The sequence below is a fragment of the Rhodohalobacter sp. 8-1 genome, from assembly GCF_038150125.1.
Classification (GTDB): Bacteria; Bacteroidota; Rhodothermia; order Balneolales; family Balneolaceae; genus SW132.
The window spans coordinates 57,875-77,857 of sequence record NZ_JBBVMF010000011.1 but is presented as its reverse complement, the minus strand read 5'-3'; the positions used below and the strand labels follow the sequence as shown (position 1 = coordinate 77,857).

Below are 19,983 nucleotides of genomic sequence, written 5' to 3'. Positions count from 1 at the left end.
GATTGTCCTTTGTTGTCGGTGATGTAATCGTGACGCTTAAATTTGGGATCTGGGAGTCCAAGTCTTTTATATAATTCCATTTCAGCATTTCTATTTCGTTTTGGTTAATGCTTTTAAGCCATGTAGAAGGCTAAAAAAAGGTTTCATTAATTTTTGAGTATTTCTGTTGATTATAAAAAATATTACTGTAATCTTTTACTGCAATTAAATAACAGATTACATGGCTTCAATCGATTACTACCTCAAAAGACGAAAGAATAAAGAAAAGCACCCCGTTTATCTGCGGATTATTCACAGGCGGGAGTCCAATCTTGTGCCGGTGAATATCAAAGTGGAGGAGAATCAGTGGAATAAAAGAGAACAGAAAGTTCGAAAGAGTCACACCAAACAAAAACAGCTCAATGAATTCCTCAAACGGTATAAGCTTGAAATAGAGACTGAGATCTTTTATTGGGTTAAGAAAAATCCGCAGCTACGGTCATCCGATCTCAAACAGAGAATTCTGAAATACAATAAGACAGGCGGAAGTGACTCAATACCTGAAATTGACTTTTTTGAGTTTTCTAAGGACATCATATCGGGTTTTAAAAAAGCTGGCAAGTACCAACGAAAGAAAAATTACAGTACTGTCATCAATAAAATGAAGCATTTCTGGAAGAGAAAAAAACTACATTTCTATGAAATTGATGTCACATTCCTCCGAAGGTTTGAACTCTTCCTGCAAGAGGAGTATGACAACAATCCGAACACGATCAAGAATAACATGAAGAAGATCCGAAAGCTCTTCAACGATGCCATCCGGGAGAGTATCACAACAAAAGACCTTTACCCTTTTGACAGGTATACAATGCCAAGTAAGAAAGTCTACAAAACGAAGCTTTCTGAAGATGAGATTAAGCTATTTGCTTCGGTAGACTCTAAAATAGGAACAAGGCTTTTTGATGCACAGCAGATGTTTCTCTTTGCATATTACTGTTGGGGAATGCGTTTCAGGGATGTGCTGCAACTCAGATGGAATAATATTGAGGAAGGCCGCCTCTCATATATCACATCAAAAAGCACCAAACAATTTTCATTAAAACTTCCAACACCTGCTAAAGAGATTTTAGATCTATATAGAGTGGAAGATTCTCAACCCATTGATTTCATATTCCCACTATTTGATAACAGATATGATTACTCAGACCCAACCTACATGGAAAAACAAGTCAGTGCAAAAAATGCCATCATAAATCAAAGGCTTAATGACTTACAGGCATTAGCCGGGATCAAAAAGCATATTTCTTTCCATATCTCACGTCATTCATTTGCTCAACGAGCCCGTGTAAAAGGTATCACAGTAGATGATATTAAAGACCTTCTTGGGCATTCTGACTACAAAACTACCATGAACTATATAGAATCACTCGGCGAAGAGCATTTAGATAGTGTAGCAGCCGGAATATTCGATTAACCATTTCCAACAAAACCATGAACAAAGATCAAAAAGAGACTGAACAGAGAATTTTCGATGCGATATCTGGATATTACGATCTATATCCAGATGATCCATCTAACGATTTTCTAAATACTTTTACCCATTCATGGAATCAGTTGGCCAACCGGATTCAAATGGCCAGTCTGAATAACGATGAACTTCTTCCGGTTGAAACAATGAATGCCGAGCGAAAGAAAATATCCCACTTTTCATCTTCGAAGGACTTTTATGAAAGTCTCATCGGGAGAATAGAACACATCGTTCGATTTCTTGACCGGTTAATCAAAGATAATAAAGTCAACTTCGTATCGACTCTTGAAAACTCTAAAGCTCAATATGAGATGTGCCTGGGTTCCCACTTTTTAGGCCAATACATTTTCAATGCCAGTGAAAATTTAAAAGGGGTATACGATTCTAACCACAGTGATGTAGCCTTAGAAATCAACCAATACATAACCGGTATAGAGAGTATAATACGTGAGCTTGCCCTTACCTTTGCAAAGTACCTGGGGATTCGGAAAGCTTTAAATCATCTTGATCATTATGGCGAACTCCATCGCTACGGTGATGTTGAGCTCGATGTCGATGGATTGAATATATTCTCCTTTAATCACTTAACGAATTGTTCCCTTGGTGAGCTATTTAAAATGGGGCATGACGTCAACACGGCTATTTCTATACGATTTTTGAGCCTTAATAAAATGCAAAACATTCCACAGTATGACGCATATTGCCAGGTAGAACAAGAGATGCAATTAAGTGGATTACACACAGATAACTTTCCAAAAGAATCAAAAAACTTAGCAGATAGAGCACGAAGACTACAAGAGAAACGATATAAAGAATTGCGCTCGTTTAATGACTAAAAACCTGGCGCTGAGAGAGAGTGGCCCAACGTTTTCACATTGTAACTTTGAAATGAACAATAATTAAAATCTCAAATAAGAGGTTCATTTTGAAGCACTCTATAACTATACACTTCGACTCAGATCTACTCCAAAACTTTGAACAAGTCATAAAGGATACGGTTAAAGCGCAGCTCCCCAAATTGTGGGACAGTTTTCAGAAAAACTGGCTTTCAACTGAAGAGGTCATGGAGATGATGAATGTCTCCAGGCGGACAGTTCAAAACTATCGTGATGATGGTAAGATATCTTATACTCAGGACGGGCGAAAAATTCTATACCCCCGAGAGAGTATTGAGAAGTTCTTACGTGATAACATGATAAAAGCTTATCAATAGGGGGTTAAGATGAACAATAATACAACTACAGCCCTCGATTTGATAAAAGAAGAATTTCACATCATCCCGTTGCATACACCTACAATGAATGGTGAATGCAGCTGTGGAAGAGCATGTGGAAGTGAAGGAAAACATCCACGAATTCACGACTGGCCGGAACAGGCCAGTTGTGATTCAACACAGATAAAAGAGTGGTGGAAACGCTGGCCTGATGCAAATATAGGTATTGTGTGCGGAAAGATATCCGACCTTGTAGTACTTGATGTAGACCCCAGGAATGGCGGTGAAGACTCCCTGGATGAGCTGGAAGATCGAATTGGTGGTTTTGCCCACACAGCCTGCGTCAGAACCGGTGGAGATGGCATGCATTACTATTACCGGTATCCCGGAGAAGACCTGATAAAAAACAGTAGCGGAAAGCTCGGAAATGGGCTGGATATCAAAACGGATGGCGGATTTATCGTAGCTCCCGGCAGCCTGCACAAGTCGGGTAAAACCTATGATTGGTTATTCAACCTTGAAAACATGGTCCCCTTTCCTGATAAAATCATAAAGGAATTAAGTAGTTCTCACAAGAATACGAGTCAAAAATCATTGGATTACTCTCTCCATTCTGTTGAACCTATTCCTGAAGGAAAGAGAAATGATACGCTTTTCCGCATGGGTACCTTCATGCGAAAGAAAGGAAGTACTCATCCCCAAATTTTGGATAAATTGATTGATATTAACCTAAAAAGATGCTCACCACCTTTAGACCGCGCAGAGATTCAACAAATTGCTTTAAACGCAGGTAAACCACAAGTCCCTGCTGAGCAATACCAGGATAATGAGTATGGTTTGTGGGATACTGAGTTTGGTAATGCTAAGGAGTTTATCGAACGCTATTCTGATGATATCCGGTATGATATTGATGAAAAGCAGTGGCTCTATTGGGATGGTATAAGGTGGAAATCAGATTCTGAGGAACTGCGTGTCATTAGTTTAGCAAAAAAACTTATCGAAAAGTTATTTGATGAAGCTCTGGAAATCGAAGATGATGATACATCAAAAGAAAAGCAGAAGCATGCTAAGAGATCCGCAAACGGCACGAGCCTGAATGCAATACTGAATCTGGCCAAAACCTATTATTCAGTGAAGACTTCGAAATCTGAACTTGATCAACACCCCTTAAAGGTCACTTTAGATAATTTGACTTATGATTTTAAGGCAGATTCAAAACTTAAACCCAATCCCCACCATTTAATTACCAAACAGCTCCCTTTCGTATATAACTCCGAAGCAAAAGCCCCACTTTGGGAGAACTTTATAACTCAAATCATGGACGGCAATTCAGATATGATTGAGTTTCTGCAGCAAGCCGTTGGTTATACGCTTACGGGATTAACTACAGGTCAGTGCCTCTTCTTTCTTTATGGAAGCGGCCGAAATGGCAAAAGCACTTTTATTGAAATCTTGCTTAAGCTTTTCGGTGAATACTCTGTAAAAGCTGATTCAGAAATGATTATGGACCGCAAAAATGGCGGGGGTATTCCGAATGATATCGCACGTCTTTGTGGGCACCGATTGGTTGTTCTCTCCGAAATCCAGGAAGGGCGAAAGCTTGATGAGGCTAAGGTAAAGAACCTTACCGGTGGGGATACTATATCAGCTCGATTTCTGCGAAAAGAGTATTTCGACTTTACTCCCACACACAAGCTCTGGGTGTTTGGTAATCATAAGCTATTAATTAATGGGACCGATGAAGGGATTTGGCGCAGATTATATCTCATTAAATTTGGTGTAACGATCTCAAAAGAAGATGTCGACCCCAATCTTAAAGACAAACTGTTAAACGAACTGCCGGGTATCTTTAACTGGGCGCTTGAAGGATGCCGCAAATGGATTGCAAATGGCCAGAAACTGCAAATCCCTGAAGATGTGAAGCAAGACACCCTGGCATACCGAGGCGAAATGGATATCATAAGTGCATTTCTGGATGAGTGCTGTGAGCAGGACTTAACATTCGCTTGCAGTAATAAAGATCTGAGAAACGCCTATGAAGATTGGTGTAGTAATCATGGGATGTATCCTATGAGCCCTCAAAAATTAACTCCGAAATTGGAGCAGCGAGGATTCGAAAAGTATAAATCCAATGGCTGCGTACAATGGAGAGGGCTTGAACCGAAGTAGACCAAGTAGAGGATGTAGCCCCTTACAGATATCGAATGTTAAACCGTTCTACATCCTCTACTCCATCTACTCTTAACCATTTCATCTAAATTCCGAACAATGTCGAACAATACCCAATCAAGCTGTATCGAGTGTGAGAAAGACATAGCAAATAAGCGAATTGATGCCAAATACTGCAGTGATAGGTGTCGCATGCGGTATGGAAGAAAACAAAAAAAGCTACGTTTGATCACTATTCTGTATAATGCTTGCACAAAGATTCCGAACCATGCATTTAAATCCAATGATGGCGAGACTTCCATTCGAATTTGGAATGCAATGAACAAACAAACGGAAATCTACACCTTAAAAAGGCTCTATTCGTTAAACTTTCAGCAAATTGAAGCATTTATCGAGCTGAAAAAAAGAGAAATTAACATGTATAACCTTCTGAATCCGCTTCTAAAAAAGTGACATGGTTAAACAAATAGCATCTTACCCAAACGTTAAACCAATCACCAAAAACCCTGCTTACTGACCGTAAACGTCATTCAAATCGATGAAAACCCCCAATTGTTTAACGAAACTTCTCCAGTTTATGCTTTCTCTTCTGCCAGTCGGGCAGCACTTTGTTTAACAGCCGGTAGAATTCCTTGTCGTGATTCGGATGTTTCGTATGACAGAGCTCATGAATGATCACATAATCGATGCAATAGACCGGATGTTTAACCAATTCTGGATTCAGTAGCACTTTTTGTGAGGATGTATAACTTCCCCACCGTTTCTCCATGCTATACACCTGGAGTTGGGGCTTTTGAATGTCATACTTTTTAACGGTTTGCAGGCATTCCTCTAATCGAGCGTTAAACTTTTTCTCTGCTTTCTCCCGATACCAGGCGTCCAGCTGCTGTTTAACATATTCTTTGACTCCCTTATTGTCAGACCAAATATGGAAGTAGCCGCTTTTAAGTTTAACGGATTCAGACTGATCACCTTCAGTTTGTCTTACTTTCAATCGGTACTGCTTGCCCAAATAGCAGTGTGTCTCCCCACTCACATACTCATTGTGTTCACCCAGCGGGTCAAACCGGTTGAAATACTTTAATTGTTTAACGATCCACCGGCCTCTTTTGCGGACTTTGTTATGAATTTTCTCCATTTCAGCCTCTTCCGGGGCCGTGACCCATATGGTCTGATCGGGATATACCGCTATCTCTAACGTTTTCCTGTTTGAGTAGGACAGGTTAAACTGAAGTGTAGTGGTGCCATAATCAACTGTCTGCAAATTATCGAGAGCTATAGGTTTGCTTTGACTTGATGATGGTTTCTGCAATGCGTTCGATGACATCAAAATCTCGTTTAAGGTCTAATTTTCTAAATAACTCTATCATATAGTCTTCAATGACGATAAACATTTTGTTCTTCACGTCCGGATTGGTCTCCCAGTCCACGATCGTTAGATCTTCAATGGTCTCATCCAGCTTTATACCAGCCGATGTATAGAGTTCGTCACGCTTTTCTTCATCAATGGGCATGTAGGCGTTTACAAAAAACTCATCCATCTCTGTTTTGATAGTATTGAAGAAGGAGCGGGCCACCGGACGTTCTTTCAATTCATTCGGGGTTCCATCCCAAATTCCCTGCTGGACTCCTTGCTTGATTTGTTTAACCTTTTCGAGGTACTCTTTCTCAGAGATACGATCATGCAAGAACTTTTGAATGGTTTCGTCAATCATATCCGAGAACTTGCGAAACATGGCCGGGTCTTCATCCATACGCTCTTCAACCACCTTCTTCGTTCTGCTGGCTATCTCATCGGCCTTGGAGGCATCAGAACGCTTCGATTGACCATCCTGCATCTCAAAGAAATCATCACTAAATATATCTACTGGCTCAACAATTCGATCGATTCCCTCCGTGCCTACATAGGAGTCTAACATTTTTTGAACCCGGTCTTCATACTCTCTGTGATCTATGGCTTCTCCGTAGCGAATCCGGACAGAGCGACGCAGGTTTTCGAAGAATTTCAGGTCTTTTTTATACCGTTTGATGTCTGATTCGTCGATATAATCAAACAGTTTATCTGCTGAGAAAGCCGCTTGTAGGGTTCGGGCAAAATTGGAGAGTTTCTCATAAAAATCATCGCGAATATCTTCGTGCCGTAAGTACCGCTCCATCGCCTCGTTGTCATTGGTGTCTTTACAATTCTTGAAAACATCCCACAAAGCCTGATGTAACTTGGGTAGGGATTCGACCACTTCTTTAATCGGTGTAATCGTACCTTCCAAATCATCCTGTTCAAAACCACTCAGTGCTGAGTAGGTATTAATAGCATCCGTTAACGTACCAAGAATTCCCACATAGTCAATCACAAATCCGGCATCTTTCCCCTCAAAAAGCCGGTTTACGCGGGCAATAGCCTGTAATAAATTGTGTTCATCGAGATATCGGGCCAAATACAGCACCGTATTATTGGGAGCATCGAAACCCGTAAGCAGTTTATAAACAACGATTACGAGTTCTACCTCCCGGCTATCTGATTTAAAGAGATTTAGTATGCTTTGTTCATACTCTTCTTTGCTGCCAAAGCGATCCATCATCTGTTTCCAGAATATCTGCACTTCATCATTGGGATCATCATAGGTATCGTCATGCCCTTCCCTTGTATCGGGTGGAGAAATCACCAGCTCGGCATTGATCTGCCCCCGTTCTTTGAAATATCGATAGTAGCGAACGGCTGTTTTACGATCGGGCACGGCCAGTTGTGCTTTGTACTTGGTAGTTTTCAGGTTTTTAAGGAAGTGATCGGTAATATCGTTGCTGATCTCCTCAATCACCAGCTGAGCCGTAAGCACTTTGTTTAACGTGGAGTATCGCCGCTTGTAGTCGGAGACCTGATCTTCCGACATTCCTTCCATATCCCGCTCAAACTCACGATCCAGCTTCTCTTTCCAGGTATCCAGCTTGGCTGCACGGCCTTCATAAATGATCGGTACAACGGCTTTATCCTTCACGGCCTGATCCATCGTATACGAATCAATGATGCCGCCAAACTTGGCCGCGGTGTTCTTCTCATTCTTCATGAGCGGTGTACCCGTAAAACCGATGTAGCAGGCATTAGGCAGTATCTTTCTCATCTCCGCATGCATCATTCCGTACTGGGTGCGGTGCGACTCATCAATCAGTACAAATATATTGCGGGACTCATTGATCTGGTTCTTCTGATTAAGCGCAGCGTTAAACTTATTGATGATCGTGGAGATGTTTTCAACGCCAGGATCTTTAATGAGTTCGGCAAGGTGCTTTCCGGTTTTCGCCTGTGTGATATCTTTTCCGCAGCTTCTGAATGTTTTTTTGAGCTGATCGTCCAAATCCGTTCTATCGGTTACCAGTAAGATGCGCTGGGAGAAAATATCATCGGCCACCGCCAGGTTTTTGGACATAAACACCATGGTAATGGACTTCCCACTCCCCTGCGTGTGCCAAATTACGCCCCCTTTACGAATTCCTTCATCATCCGTATGACGAACCCGGTTCATCATCCGTTTTACGCCAAAATACTGCTGGTACCGGGCAATCTTTCGGGTATTGTTATCAAACACGGTGAAATTCCGGGTGAGCTCAAGCAACCGATCGGGCCGACAAAGGCTATACAGGTTTAATTCCTGCGTGGTAGTCTCTCGCTTTGTTTCTTCAGTCTGAGGTCTTTCATAATAGTGCCCTTTGAGTCGTTCAATCCATTCGGTTGGTTGGTCCGGCTTAGCGATCAGCTCTTTCACTTTCTCTTCAATGCTCTCTTCCTCCCGCCAGACCGACCAAAACTTCTTACTAGTATCAGTAGCCGCATACGATAGTTCATTCACACTGGAGGCAATCAGCAGTTGAGTGAAATGGAAAAATCCAGGGACTTCCTCTTTATTCTGATTGCGCAGATGTTGGGAAATTGCCTCATCAAGAGCATTCTTCTTATCTCTTCGCTTATTCTCGATGGCTACAAAGGGAATCCCGTTCACAAACAGCACAATATCCACCCGGCGAATCTTGTGTTTTCCCTTGATTTCAAACTCATCCGTGACGTGAAACACGTTATTCTCAGGATGCTCCCAGTCCACGTAATTAAATGGAAAGCTTTTTTTATCACCCTTTATGACCTGCTCATAACTTTTCCCCAGCGTAAGTAAGTCATAAATCTTCTCGTTGGTCTTCACTAAACCTTCGTCCGGTTGCTGCTGAAGATCGTAGGCCGCCCTGCTTATGGCCGGTTGGGGAAATGGCAGAGTTTCCCCTTTATATTCGATTTTATTTATCCTGGAAAGTTGATCTTCCAGTATATCGGTTAGCACAAAACGGGTAAGCAATCCGTCTCGCATCTCCAGTGCTTTCTCCGGCGAGATGTAGGTATAACCCATCTGTTGAAGCAGTCGTAGTGCCGGTAATTGGGAGTCTTTATCTTCAAAGTAGCTGGATGCTTTATTCATAAGCCTTACTCGTCACTCTTACCACTATCTTTTGGAGGAGGCGGATTCTTGGTCCGTGCTTTGTTCTGTTGTCCTTTGCCTCCAGTTCGAGTCTTACCTTTTGATGAAGAATTGTCGTTCTGTTTTTTAGCCATAGTTTGTAAGGTTAGTAGCTGCAAATAAACTGATAGTAAATAGCCCAAGTAAAAATGCCCCCAGACTTATTTTGTTCAGCCATTTTACAGCCGTGTTTGTTGGATCATTTCTGTTTTCGTCATAAAGCCTATCAGGATCTGAATGCAGTAAGGCCAAATCTTCCTCATGGGACTTTACACTCAAATAGAAGGCAATCAAACTAAAGCCAATCGTTAAGCCCCAAAAGAACCACGACGCATAAAGAAATCCCGGCCAGATTGGTGGGGTGGATGTGATCGACTCAAGAAATGCGATGGTAATACCAAACGCACCTGCAGACAAAGTCAATAATGCCTTATCGAGCTGATCCTGGGATGCATTTTTGGCATCGATCAATTCTTGGCGGTATTCACGCAGGTATTTATCCATTTAGTCTAACCCCATACTTTTGCTGATTCCACTTCGTAAAATTCAACTTCTAATGGATACCTATTGGACCTATACCCTTTTAGTGCTTCTAACTTTTCTATAATTAACTGGTTCTCTTTTGAATCAATGTCACCAAAAACTCCAACAAAAATACGTTTACATTTGCCTTCCCCTATCTTTTTACTGATATGCTCATCATTATCCGAAAAAGAGTAGCCATAAGTGAAGAAATTTGCACTTTTGACATTTGTATTTGAGACGTAAGAGCGATACGCTTTGTGCAGATAAGCTGAATGAAGGACTTTGTCAAGTTTCTTATCACTATTACCTTCAGACACAAATAGGGGGAAAAATCCATTTTCAATAGAATACCTTGCTTGATCAGTAAGAGCAACACCGGTATTAATCCAGGTATACTTTGTTAACTGACTTCCTTCATCATATAAATGCAAAGCTCCATGTAAATAATGAATATTTTGACTATGAGACTGAGTTTCTCCCTGCCATGTTAAATCAGGAGAAAAAATTGCTCCTTCTCCATCTTCTTCATATCCTAAAAATTCATGGTTAAATCCGTCATTGAATCGCAACGATAACTTATCATTCTCCTCTTCATGCATTAATGCCCAATATAAGAGCAGATCGTAGTTCAATGTATAAACACTGCACCGGTCACACTCATCCTCATTCAAGAATTTGTTGAGAAAATTTCTACAGTTTCTATATTCCGCATCTGAAATATCATTTGGTCTTGCCGGATGGTTATTAGCAACGGTATCAACTAACAAATGCTTAAGACTCATAGCATCTGTTTCAAGAAGTTCAATTAGTTCTTTCTCTCCCCCATAAATTGGGGCTACTTTAGCACCCTTTTCCAAGGCATCAATAACAATTTCAAAATCATGTGTCTTTAATCTTTTAAAAACTTCTTCAGCATGCATACATTTTGAAAAATCAGCCTGGTTATATAGTGTATCATATCGAAAAATATCCGGCCTACATGCGATGCTAAAACCATTACCTAAGATCAGGTGACGCTTTTGCCCCTTAGTTTTCTTTATTGCTTGCTGAAATGATATTAGTTTTGGCATAAGTTCCCCGTTAGTTCATGTTTTTAACCCTCACTTTCCCCGTCAACAACTTCTGCATCAATCCCTTTTTTTGAGTTTCAAACGCCTGTTTTTCTTCAATTAAAAGACTAATCTCCTTATTATTACAGTTAATAAAGGATGAAATCTTTTTCTGTTCTTTTAGTGATGGGATATGAAACTTAGCATTCTCAATGTCAGAAATTCGCAACCCATACCTTGTAGCTCCATTAGCCATCTGAAATAACTGTTTCCGATATGCAAAAGTCATTATCTGTTTAGCTAAAAAATCTCCAAGAACTTTTTCTCTATTTGGTCTAATAATTGCCAAATGGTAACCACACAATACACGAGATTCTAAATTTTTTACTACAGCCGCATTTGCAATGTCATCAGCAGTCTCAGAGTCTTTTGTTATAATTACATCATCCTCTTTTAAGGTGTACTTTTCAATTTCTCGCTCTGAGGCTGTAGATTCCATAAAAGATATAGAAGAATCTATAACTGCATTATCATAGACATCCATGTAATTACAAAGACGAACATCCTCTTGCCCTTCTTTAATCTTTTTATCCAGGTTACTTGAAATCACTTCAGCTATATCTCCCAACTTCACCTCAACCCAATCTTCACCTTCAAACTCAGGAAACCTCATCTTACCGGAGAGCAACCGCTGCATGAGGCCTTTCTTATACTGCTTTTTGGCCTTGATGAGGTTGTCTACATTGGATATTGCTTCGTCCCACTTCTCAATAATATTGACTATTTGATCTTGTTCGTGCTTTGGGGGAAAGGCTACAGGTAGCTTTAGAAAATCATTTTGTGTTATGTTTTTCATTGAACCACTTGTCCCAGTAGCAATACTCTTTAAATTGTGCTTAACCTCTGGTGAAATAAGCTTATAACTAAGCCATTTAGCATTAACCTCATCTGCATTTATTCCCTCTGTAATCCAAATTCTATCGGGTAAATATAGATTTGGATAGTCTTTATCCACGTAGGCAATCTCGCCAACTAAGTCTGGAGTGTTCATTCTACTCACTAATATAGTGCCTGCCTTAGGTGTTCTTTTTGACCTTTCTTTTTCCTCTTCTTTAATAATGACTTTATTCTCAGTAGCAATAAAACACCCTTTCTTCAAAGAACTCGTTTTTAAAACGCCGATCTCATTTTTATCTGCCGGTCTATCACCTGAATTCACACTTACCCCTGCTGATAAGTCTTTTATTACTGAGTGCAGCTTCTTCTCATTCCAACCGTCAGGTATTTCTGTTCTTAAATCTCTCATTGTTGTTCGATTTGACTTAGCAAGCCTTTCATTTTTGACCTAACATTTTCCAGCTCACTTTCTAAATCAGTAATCTCTTTTTGAACTTCATCAATGTTGACTTCAGCTTCTGGCTCAAACGTATCCACATATCTGGGAATGTTCAGGTTGTAATCATTCTCTTTGAGCTCTTCCGGAGAAACCACATAGGAGTATTTATCTTTTTCCTCAACAGCATCATAGGTTTCTACAATTTTATCAATGTCTTCTTTTCGAAGTTTATTTTGTCGGGTGCCCTTTTCAAAGCCTTTGCTGGCATCAATGAAGAGTACTTCTTCACGCTCTTTGGCTTTGTTGAAAATTAGAATAGCCGCCGGTATTCCGGTACCAAAAAAGAGATTCTCTGGTAACCCAATCACGGCCTCCAAGAGGTTTTCTTTTATCAACGCTTCTCTAATACGCCCTTCGGCTCCACTGCGGAATAGTACCCCATGCGGTACAATCACACCAACCTTTCCCGTATTCTCTTTGGCTGTTTCAATCATGTGCTGAATGAAAGCGTAATCAGCCCGACTCTTTGGAGGAATACCTCTTTTGTATCGGTTGTAAAGATCATCTTTGGCTTCCTCTTTCCCCCACTTATCCAAACTAAAGGGAGGATTGGCCACTACAATCTCGAATTTCATAAGCTGGTCATTCTCCACTAAATCCGGGCTATTCAGCGTATCACACCAGCGAATGTCGGCAGCATCCATTCCATGCAGAAACATGTTCATCTTAGCAAGGGCCCAGGTACTACCGTTACTTTCCTGTCCGTAAATGCGAAAGTCTTTCCCATCTACTTCTTCAGCTACGGTAATCGCCAACGAGCCGGAACCCATCGCCGGATCACAGATACGATCTCCTGGCTGTGGCTTTAACAGTTTGGCCAGAAGCTGAGATACTTCGTGAGGTGTGTAGAACTCACCACCTTTCTTACCGGCATCCGAAGCAAACCGCTCAATCAGATACATGTACCCATTGCCAATAATATCCTCAGTACCGATCACAGATGGCCGGAAGTTCAGCTCCGGTTTATGGAAATCGTTAATTAAGTTTTTAAGTCGCCTGTTTCGGTCTTTGGTCTTACCAAGGTTCCCCTCAGAATTGAAATCCACATTCCGGAAAACACCTTCAAGCTTCTCATAATTAGCCTCTTCAATTTTCTCCAATACCTTATTAATACGGTCGCCAAGGTCTTCGGCGTTCTGGTTTTCAACCAGGTAATCAAAGGAGCAGTTTTCGGGGAGCACAAAACGCTCTCGTTTCATCCTGCGGCGAATAAGCTCCTCATCATCTCCGTATTCTTTTTTATAGGCCTCATACCGGTCTTTCCACACATCACTCAGATATTTGAGGAAGAGAAACACAAGGATGTAGTTTTTATACTCCGAAGGGTCAACCACGCCACGAAACGTATCGCACGCCGACCATAATGCTTGGTTAATTTCTTGTTGTGAGGGCTTGTAATCGGTCATAGTTCAAATAAATTTATAGTGTAAATTCTGTGATTCAGGATTTAGAAAGGTTCGTCATACTTTTTCATCTGTTCAAACGCATCTTGCAGGGTATTCTCTGTCACATACTTTCGTTTTTTTTGCAGCTCAGTAAGAATAACAGCCTCCTTTTTACTTAACTCGTCCACATTTCCTATCAGGTTTTGATATTTGGTATCAATAAATGGAATGTCAATCTCTCCCAGCAGCCGCTTCGAGAGGTTGGGCGTTCCCGTTCCTGCTGCCACCTGATGAATGTAGTGCTGAACCTTGGAAGAATTCAGGTACCAGGTTATATAGGCAGGTTGAAAAGATGTATGCTCAATTTTAATCGTCATAAAGCTATTCACAGCAATCGTATTGCCACGCATCTCCTCTACTAAATAAGCATTCAGGTTATTGCCTTTACTCACCATGATGATATCACCATCAAGCAGGCTATAGCGATCGTTCTTAGATTTAAAATCAATCTTAGTGAGCTGATCATACAACACGCCATGCAAGGGGTCCACATCACCCATTTGGATAACAAAGGTGTTACCCTGTGGATCATTCTTAATACGACTTCGAAAAGAATAGCCTGTAGAAATGGTTGCTATACCCCGGAGTTTCATCGCCCTGAATCCCTGCCTTTAATATTCTATTTACCAACTTTCTTGAATATAGAAGTTACCCACTGGGTAACCAAATTTTTTTAACGCAGTAATCTTATACTGCAATAAAATAATTGGCGAAGCTACACTTGATATACAATCCTAATACGGACCTGTTTTACTCTTTGAAAAGCTGTTTATAAGAAGATGTTGGACAAATGTTGGACAAACCTAAACCAAAAAAGCCGTAAAGCTATATAAATTATAACTTTACGGCTTTCATATTGTACGCCCGGAAGGATTTGAACCCTCAACCTTCTGATCCGAAGTCAGACGCTCTATCCAGTTGAGCTACGGGCGCATTTTCATTTACAGAATTTAAAGTTACGGCTTTTCAAGTTTCAACTCAACCATCTTTACAATTTTTGATCATAACTCAGAATTAACAAACTGCAATGTAAACAAAGCTGAATTTTCTCCGCTTAATTGAATATACTCCGTAACGTCACCATCAGCCAGAAGACGCCTTTCGGTTATCAATCGTTGAAAATCTAAACTCTAAACCTCTCAGAGCCAGTGCTAACTTCAATATCATCCTACCTGTTTCCTCAACTTTCAATACTACATGTTGCCCTTCTGTTTATCCTTGGCACTATACTTTCCTGCTCTGATGATCAGAATCAAAACCTGTCCGTGAGCGAATCACCCATAGGTATAGAATGGAAACTGATCTCAAATTTTGAACCCGGCAACCAGCTCAGCGCTACTCTATCACTTATAAATAACGGCTCAGACAGACTGCCTGCCAATGGCTGGACGCTCTATTTCAACTCTATTCGCATTCCTGATCTGGATAGCTTCCCGGGTGACGTTAGCGTGTCTCACATAAACGGATATTTTTTCAAAATGGAACCCACCGATCAATTTGTTGGTCTTGAACCCGGTGAGCAGCTGGATATTCCATATCGGGCACAATATTTTGCTATTAAAGCAAGCGATGCCCCTGAAGGTTTTTACTTTGTTTATGATAACGGATCTATTGAAAAAGTCCCCGCTGTATCCGTCCGGCCATTTGAGGAAGACGAGCAAGTCAATAGAACACCGGGCGATCAAACCCCTGTCCCCACGCCGGAGCAGACGTTCGCAAAAAATGAGCGGCTTTCGCATCTTGAAAACAATGCGCTATCTCCCATCACCCCAACTCCGGTCACCTATCTCAAAAATGACGGAGAGTTTAGGTTTTCTGATGTTGTTCGAATGTATGCCGACCCAGCCTTTGGCAAGGAGGCTTTAAATCTGGGGGGATCACTCATGAAAGAGTTTGGTCTCGACATCGAAATGACCGGATCGGATGAAGAAGGGTCTGATATTTATATTCGTAAAGCTGCTCTTGAATCAAAGTCACCGGAAGCATACGAGCTTGACATCACTTCCGATGGCATTACTGTGTCAGCCGAAACATCTTCAGGTATCTTTTACGGCATTCAAACGCTAAGATCACTGTTACTGAATCGTGTTTCAGAGGCACTCGTACTTGACGCCGCATCAATTACAGATGAGCCTGCTTTTCCATATCGTGGGATGCACCTTGATGTTGCCCGGAATTTTCAATCAAAGGAGAGCGTGCTGCGGCTGCTGGATATCATGGCGTTTTATAAACTTAATAAGTTTCACTTTCATCTGACCGATGATGAGGGATGGCGGCTTGCGATCGATGCGCTGCCGGAACTGACTGAAGTAGGAGGACGCCGGGGCCATACCGAAACGGAAGAGAACTTCATGATACCGATGTACGGCTCTGGTCCCGATCCTTCCCCCGGGGCATCAATGGGCAGCGGCTGGTTCTCCCGGAAAGATTACATCGACATTCTAAAATACGCAGCTGAGCGACATATCGAGGTTATTCCCGAAATTGATGTGCCCGGCCATGCCCGTGCGGCAATTCTCGCAATGGAAGCACGAGCCCGAAGATTTTTGGCCGAGGGAGACTCAATCGCCGCTGAGGAGTTCAGACTTGAGGAGCCGGAGGATAAGTCATCTTACCGGTCTGTTCAAAATTATACGGACAATGTGATCAACGTCTGCCAGGAGTCAACTTACCGTTTTATGAATCTTGTAATCGACGAGCTCAACGCCATGCATGAGGATGCGAATGTTCCAATGCAGATGATGCACATTGGGGGTGATGAGGTGCCGCATGGAGCGTGGGAAAAATCACCCGCTTGTAAGCAGACAATGGAGGAACTGGACCTCAAAAGTGCCCGGCACCTGCAGGGATATTTCTTCAGCCGCATCTCCGAAACGCTGAGTAAATATAATATCACGATGGGCGGCTGGGAAGAAGTTGCTTTTAGAGAAACTGAAGACGCACAAACAATCAAACCGTCTTTTCAGGATTCCGTTGTACCGTATGTGTGGTCGAATATTTGGGGCGGCGGTACCGAAGATCGTGCCTATCGCCTGGCAAATTCCGGTTACAAAGTTGTGATGTCGCACGCATCAAATTTCTACTTTGATCTGGCCTACAATAAACACTGGCAGGAGCCGGGGTTTTATTGGGCTGCAATGATGACCACTGAGGAACCTTTTTCGTTCATGCCATTCAACATCTTTGGCATGGCTGCCACCACAAATTACGGAACTCGTCTGCCTGATGATTATTTTGATGATAAAGTTCGTCTGAACCCGGCAGCAAAAGAAAATATTCTTGGACTGCAGGGTCAGCTGTGGACGGAAACTGTAAATGAGCCGGGACGCATGGAGTATATGATTTTCCCCAGGCTGCTTGGGCTTGCTGAACGCGCATGGAGTGGCGAACCTGCGTGGAGCAGTGAAACGGATCCATCAGCCAGAGAAGACATACGTGTTATGGCCTGGAACGAGTTTGCTAACCGTATGGCTGCGATTGAAATCCCAAAACTTGATCAGATTTACCCCGAACTTAACTACAGGATCCCCGTCCCGGGAGCCATTATTCGGGACAACATGTTGCATGCCAATATATCTTTGCCTGGATTTGTTCTTCGCTACGAACTTGATGGCAGCGAACCTACAGCAGAATCACCTGAATATACAGGCCCCGTTACGATTGCATTTGATCATCAACCGAGGATAGCTGCTTTTAACACAAGTGGGCGATCAGGACGATCAGTTCAGCCTGTGCGACGTACGAATCTATGAAAATAAAAGAGACGGTTACGGCAGCATCGGACGGAAAGAAACTAAAGACACGTATTTGGTTGCCGGATGGTGATCCTGATGCCACACTTCTCATCGTTCACGGCATTGGCGAACATTCCGGCAGATATTCTGAATTTGCCCGTTTCATGACAGATAAAAACTTTGTTGTTTTTGGATATGACCACCGCGGACATGGGTACACTGACCCGATTGATAAAGGATTTGTACCGAGTGATGACGCCTACCATCTGCTGGTCAATGATCTCGGATTGATGCGCGATCGAATTCGAAAAGAGTACCCTGAGCTCCCGCTCTTTTTATTTGGCCACAGCATGGGTTCCTTCCTTACTTTGCGGCATCTCCAGCTATCAACGGAACGGCGGGCACCGTCAGCCGTTATTTATTCAGGCAGCTCCGGGGCCGTCTCACCGCTGCTTCCGTTTGGCATCCTTTTTTCCGGAGTCTTAAGTACCATTGCCGGTGACGCATACAAAAGTGAATTTCTGCGAAACATGGCATTTAAACCCTACAACAACGCATTCAAACCCAACCGCACCCGGCACGACTGGATTTCGCGAGATACTGACGCTGTTGACCGTTATGTTGCAGATCCCAACTGCGGCTTCACCCCATCGGTCTCTTTTCTGAACCATTTCTTTAAAGGATTACGAAAGACTCAAAATCACCAGCCCTTTTCAGGCCCGCACACCTACCCTGTACTGATTATTGCAGGTTCAGAGGATCCGCTATCAAACTCTGTGGACGGCATAGCAAAGCTGGAAGATAAACTTAGCAGCTCCGGCATATCGCATATCGATAGCTTTGTGTATGATGGTGGTCGTCACGAAATGCTCAGCGAATTGAACCGTGACGAGGTGATGGATGATATTGGCAATTGGATAGAAAAAACGCTGGCAGCACGGGAAGATATCGCTGAATCAGAGAAAAGATGAGCTTGGCTTCGGCGCATAACATTGCGCCCCGGTCTACACGTGACAGGGCGTTGGTCATAATGGATCCGAGCGCGGGAAGATTTCTCGGCTCCGGCAAAAAGAGGCCTACGCTCGAAATGACAAGTCGATGTTGTTTTTGAGGGCGGCGTATCCGATTTATACGTTTGCGACGTTCATTTTCACGCTTCCAATATAAATGAATTCCGCGGCGCGGACATGCATTTGGTGCAGCCTCTGCAACTTATGCGCCTCGCCTTCCTAAACCCACGGCCCTGTCATCTCGAGTAAACGAGCGGAGTGAGTGCATCGAGAGATCTCCTTATGATGGGACGAGTTCTTAAAGGCGTTGCTCTTAATTGTTCTCAGCCCGGGAATGTATTGTTAACGTGGGAAAAAATTAGCCCAGCTTTGGCACACAAAAATTCGGCTCTACGTTACCGGTGACAGGACGCTGATCAATATGGATCCAAGAGCGTGGAGATTTCGCTAGCGCGTACAGAAAAGATGAGCTCGGCTCCGGCCAAAAGAAGCCTACGCTCGAAATGACAAGTCGATGTTGTTTTTGAGGGCGGCGTATCCGATTTATACGTTTGCGACGTTCATTTTCACGCCGCCAATATAAATGAATTCCGCGGCGCGGACATGAATTTTGAGCAGCCTATGCCACTTATGCGCCGCGCCTTCCTAAACCCACGGCCCTGTCATCTCGAGTAAACGAGCGGAGCGAGTGCATCGAGAGATCTCCTTGCGGAGGGAGGTAGCTTTGGCTCAAATGGATAACATGGATGTAAATATACCTCAGTCAAACTACAACTTTTGTAATTTTGTTATTCCACTTAACATCCAACAAAAAATCAATTTGCTATGCTGATAGGAATCTGTTCTGACTCACATGATCACATAGAAAACACAAAGATAGCCGCCAATTACTTCAAATCGAGAAACATCGGCCAGCTCATTCATGCCGGAGATTACTGCAGCCCGTTTATAATTCCGCTTTTTGAGGGTTTACCGCTCCACGGCGTTTTTGGCAACAATGACGGGGATAAGTTCACATTAATGAAAAAATTCGACGCAATTGATGCCACTCTTCACGGCGACTTTTTCAGCTTTTCTGAAGATGGTTTAAAGTTCGCTGTTTACCACGGGACGCACGAAGAGATAACCCGGAGCCTTGAGAAGTCAGGTACTTATGACGTGGTGATCAGCGGACATACCCATGAAGCCGGTGTTGAAACCATCGGAGATACGATTTCCATCAACCCGGGAAGCGTAAATGGATTTGACGGCGATGCGATGATGGCCTTGTTTGATACCGGCAGCAAAGAGGTAAAATTTAAAGAGATTGACCAGCTGTAGTGTTTAAAATTCATTTCGATTTTAAATCTAGAAAAAATATCCCCGGCATTCAGCTTTAAAAAGGAGTCATCGCGGGCTTTGACCCGCGATCTTCCATTACTGCAAGTGAAAGAACTTGT

At 42.5% G+C, this 19,983-nt stretch carries 14 protein-coding genes and 1 tRNA gene; 7 read left to right on the top strand and 8 right to left on the bottom strand.

Translation table 11 applies throughout. The annotated features are described in order from the left end of the window. Positions 1–220 precede the first annotated feature (220 nt). The 4 genes from AABW11_RS12375 to AABW11_RS12365 all read left to right on the top strand — a co-directional run bounded on the left by AABW11_RS12375 (position 221) and on the right by AABW11_RS12365 (position 4,889). Positions 221–1,453, top strand: coding sequence for a site-specific integrase (locus tag AABW11_RS12375; protein ID WP_340105419.1), 1,233 nt, complete (start codon positions 221–223; stop codon positions 1,451–1,453). A 17-nt stretch (positions 1,454–1,470) separates the two neighbouring features. After that, on the top strand, positions 1,471–2,343 hold the full coding sequence (locus AABW11_RS12370; protein ID WP_340105418.1) for a hypothetical protein: 873 nt from the start codon (positions 1,471–1,473) through the stop codon (positions 2,341–2,343). 89 nt (positions 2,344–2,432) lie between these two features. Further along, on the top strand, positions 2,433–2,720 hold the full coding sequence (locus tag AABW11_RS20140) for a helix-turn-helix domain-containing protein (protein WP_445263770.1): 288 nt from the start codon (positions 2,433–2,435) through the stop codon (positions 2,718–2,720). 9 nt (positions 2,721–2,729) lie between these two features. Continuing rightward, the gene (locus tag AABW11_RS12365; protein ID WP_340105417.1) at positions 2,730–4,889 is read left to right on the top strand and encodes a phage/plasmid primase, P4 family; all 2,160 of its coding nucleotides are present in this window, start codon (positions 2,730–2,732) and stop codon (positions 4,887–4,889) included. Between the two features lie 556 nt (positions 4,890–5,445). Here the strand turns inward: AABW11_RS12365 and AABW11_RS12360 are convergent. The 8 genes from AABW11_RS12360 to AABW11_RS12325 all read right to left on the bottom strand — a co-directional run bounded on the left by AABW11_RS12360 (position 5,446) and on the right by AABW11_RS12325 (position 14,733). After that, the gene (locus tag AABW11_RS12360) at positions 5,446–6,153 is read right to left on the bottom strand and encodes a M48 family metallopeptidase (protein WP_340105416.1); all 708 of its coding nucleotides are present in this window, start codon (positions 6,151–6,153) and stop codon (positions 5,446–5,448) included. A gap of 1 nt (position 6,154) precedes the next feature. Then, positions 6,155–9,346: a type I restriction endonuclease subunit R gene (locus tag AABW11_RS12355; protein WP_340105415.1), complete on the bottom strand. Its 3,192-nt coding sequence runs from the start codon at positions 9,344–9,346 to the stop codon at positions 6,155–6,157. 126 nt (positions 9,347–9,472) lie between these two features. Beyond that, positions 9,473–9,889, bottom strand: a complete 417-nt coding sequence (locus AABW11_RS12350) for a hypothetical protein (protein ID WP_340105414.1) — start codon at positions 9,887–9,889, stop codon at positions 9,473–9,475. A gap of 5 nt (positions 9,890–9,894) precedes the next feature. Next, the gene (locus AABW11_RS12345; RefSeq protein WP_340105413.1) at positions 9,895–10,980 is read right to left on the bottom strand and encodes a DUF4917 family protein; all 1,086 of its coding nucleotides are present in this window, start codon (positions 10,978–10,980) and stop codon (positions 9,895–9,897) included. Positions 10,981–10,990: 10 nt separating this feature from the next. Next, positions 10,991–12,265 (bottom strand): restriction endonuclease subunit S, encoded by a 1,275-nt coding sequence (locus AABW11_RS12340; RefSeq protein WP_340105412.1) that lies wholly within the window; start codon positions 12,263–12,265, stop codon positions 10,991–10,993. Next, positions 12,262–13,761: a type I restriction-modification system subunit M gene (locus AABW11_RS12335; protein WP_340105411.1), complete on the bottom strand. Its 1,500-nt coding sequence runs from the start codon at positions 13,759–13,761 to the stop codon at positions 12,262–12,264. The genes AABW11_RS12340 and AABW11_RS12335 overlap by 4 nt, the downstream gene beginning before the upstream one ends. Positions 13,762–13,802: 41 nt before the next feature. Then, positions 13,803–14,393: a restriction endonuclease subunit S gene (locus tag AABW11_RS12330; protein ID WP_340105410.1), complete on the bottom strand. Its 591-nt coding sequence runs from the start codon at positions 14,391–14,393 to the stop codon at positions 13,803–13,805. Positions 14,394–14,659: 266 nt separating this feature from the next. Next, positions 14,660–14,733, bottom strand: a tRNA-Arg gene (locus tag AABW11_RS12325). 215 nt (positions 14,734–14,948) lie between these two features. Here AABW11_RS12325 and AABW11_RS12320 point away from each other — a divergent pair. The 3 genes from AABW11_RS12320 to AABW11_RS12310 all read left to right on the top strand — a co-directional run bounded on the left by AABW11_RS12320 (position 14,949) and on the right by AABW11_RS12310 (position 19,864). Beyond that, positions 14,949–17,552 carry a family 20 glycosylhydrolase gene (locus tag AABW11_RS12320; RefSeq protein WP_340105409.1) on the top strand — a complete coding sequence of 868 codons (2,604 nt, stop codon included), beginning with the start codon at positions 14,949–14,951 and terminating at the stop codon, positions 17,550–17,552. Next, on the top strand, positions 17,549–18,505 hold the full coding sequence (locus AABW11_RS12315; protein ID WP_340105408.1) for an alpha/beta hydrolase: 957 nt from the start codon (positions 17,549–17,551) through the stop codon (positions 18,503–18,505). Before AABW11_RS12320 ends, AABW11_RS12315 begins: the two co-directional genes overlap by 4 nt. Before the next feature lie 864 nt (positions 18,506–19,369). Next, the gene (locus AABW11_RS12310) at positions 19,370–19,864 is read left to right on the top strand and encodes a metallophosphoesterase (protein ID WP_340105407.1); all 495 of its coding nucleotides are present in this window, start codon (positions 19,370–19,372) and stop codon (positions 19,862–19,864) included. Positions 19,865–19,983 lie beyond the last annotated feature (119 nt).

Bases quoted from the DNA above. Each gene is read 5' to 3' on its own strand.
- AABW11_RS12315 (WP_340105408.1), top strand. From the start codon at position 17,549: ATGAAAATAAAAGAGACGGTTACGGCAGCATCGGACGGAAAGAAACTA.
- AABW11_RS12370 (WP_340105418.1), top strand. From the start codon at position 1,471: ATGAACAAAGATCAAAAAGAGACTGAACAGAGAATTTTCGATGCGATA.
- AABW11_RS12355 (WP_340105415.1), bottom strand. From the start codon at position 9,346: ATGAATAAAGCATCCAGCTACTTTGAAGATAAAGACTCCCAATTACCG.
- AABW11_RS12365 (WP_340105417.1), top strand. From the start codon at position 2,730: ATGAACAATAATACAACTACAGCCCTCGATTTGATAAAAGAAGAATTT.
- AABW11_RS12345 (WP_340105413.1), bottom strand. From the start codon at position 10,980: ATGCCAAAACTAATATCATTTCAGCAAGCAATAAAGAAAACTAAGGGG.
- AABW11_RS12330 (WP_340105410.1), bottom strand. From the start codon at position 14,393: ATGAAACTCCGGGGTATAGCAACCATTTCTACAGGCTATTCTTTTCGA.
- AABW11_RS12375 (WP_340105419.1), top strand. From the start codon at position 221: ATGGCTTCAATCGATTACTACCTCAAAAGACGAAAGAATAAAGAAAAG.
- AABW11_RS12340 (WP_340105412.1), bottom strand. From the start codon at position 12,265: ATGAGAGATTTAAGAACAGAAATACCTGACGGTTGGAATGAGAAGAAG.
- AABW11_RS12350 (WP_340105414.1), bottom strand. From the start codon at position 9,889: ATGGATAAATACCTGCGTGAATACCGCCAAGAATTGATCGATGCCAAA.
- AABW11_RS12310 (WP_340105407.1), top strand. From the start codon at position 19,370: ATGCTGATAGGAATCTGTTCTGACTCACATGATCACATAGAAAACACA.
- AABW11_RS12335 (WP_340105411.1), bottom strand. From the start codon at position 13,761: ATGACCGATTACAAGCCCTCACAACAAGAAATTAACCAAGCATTATGG.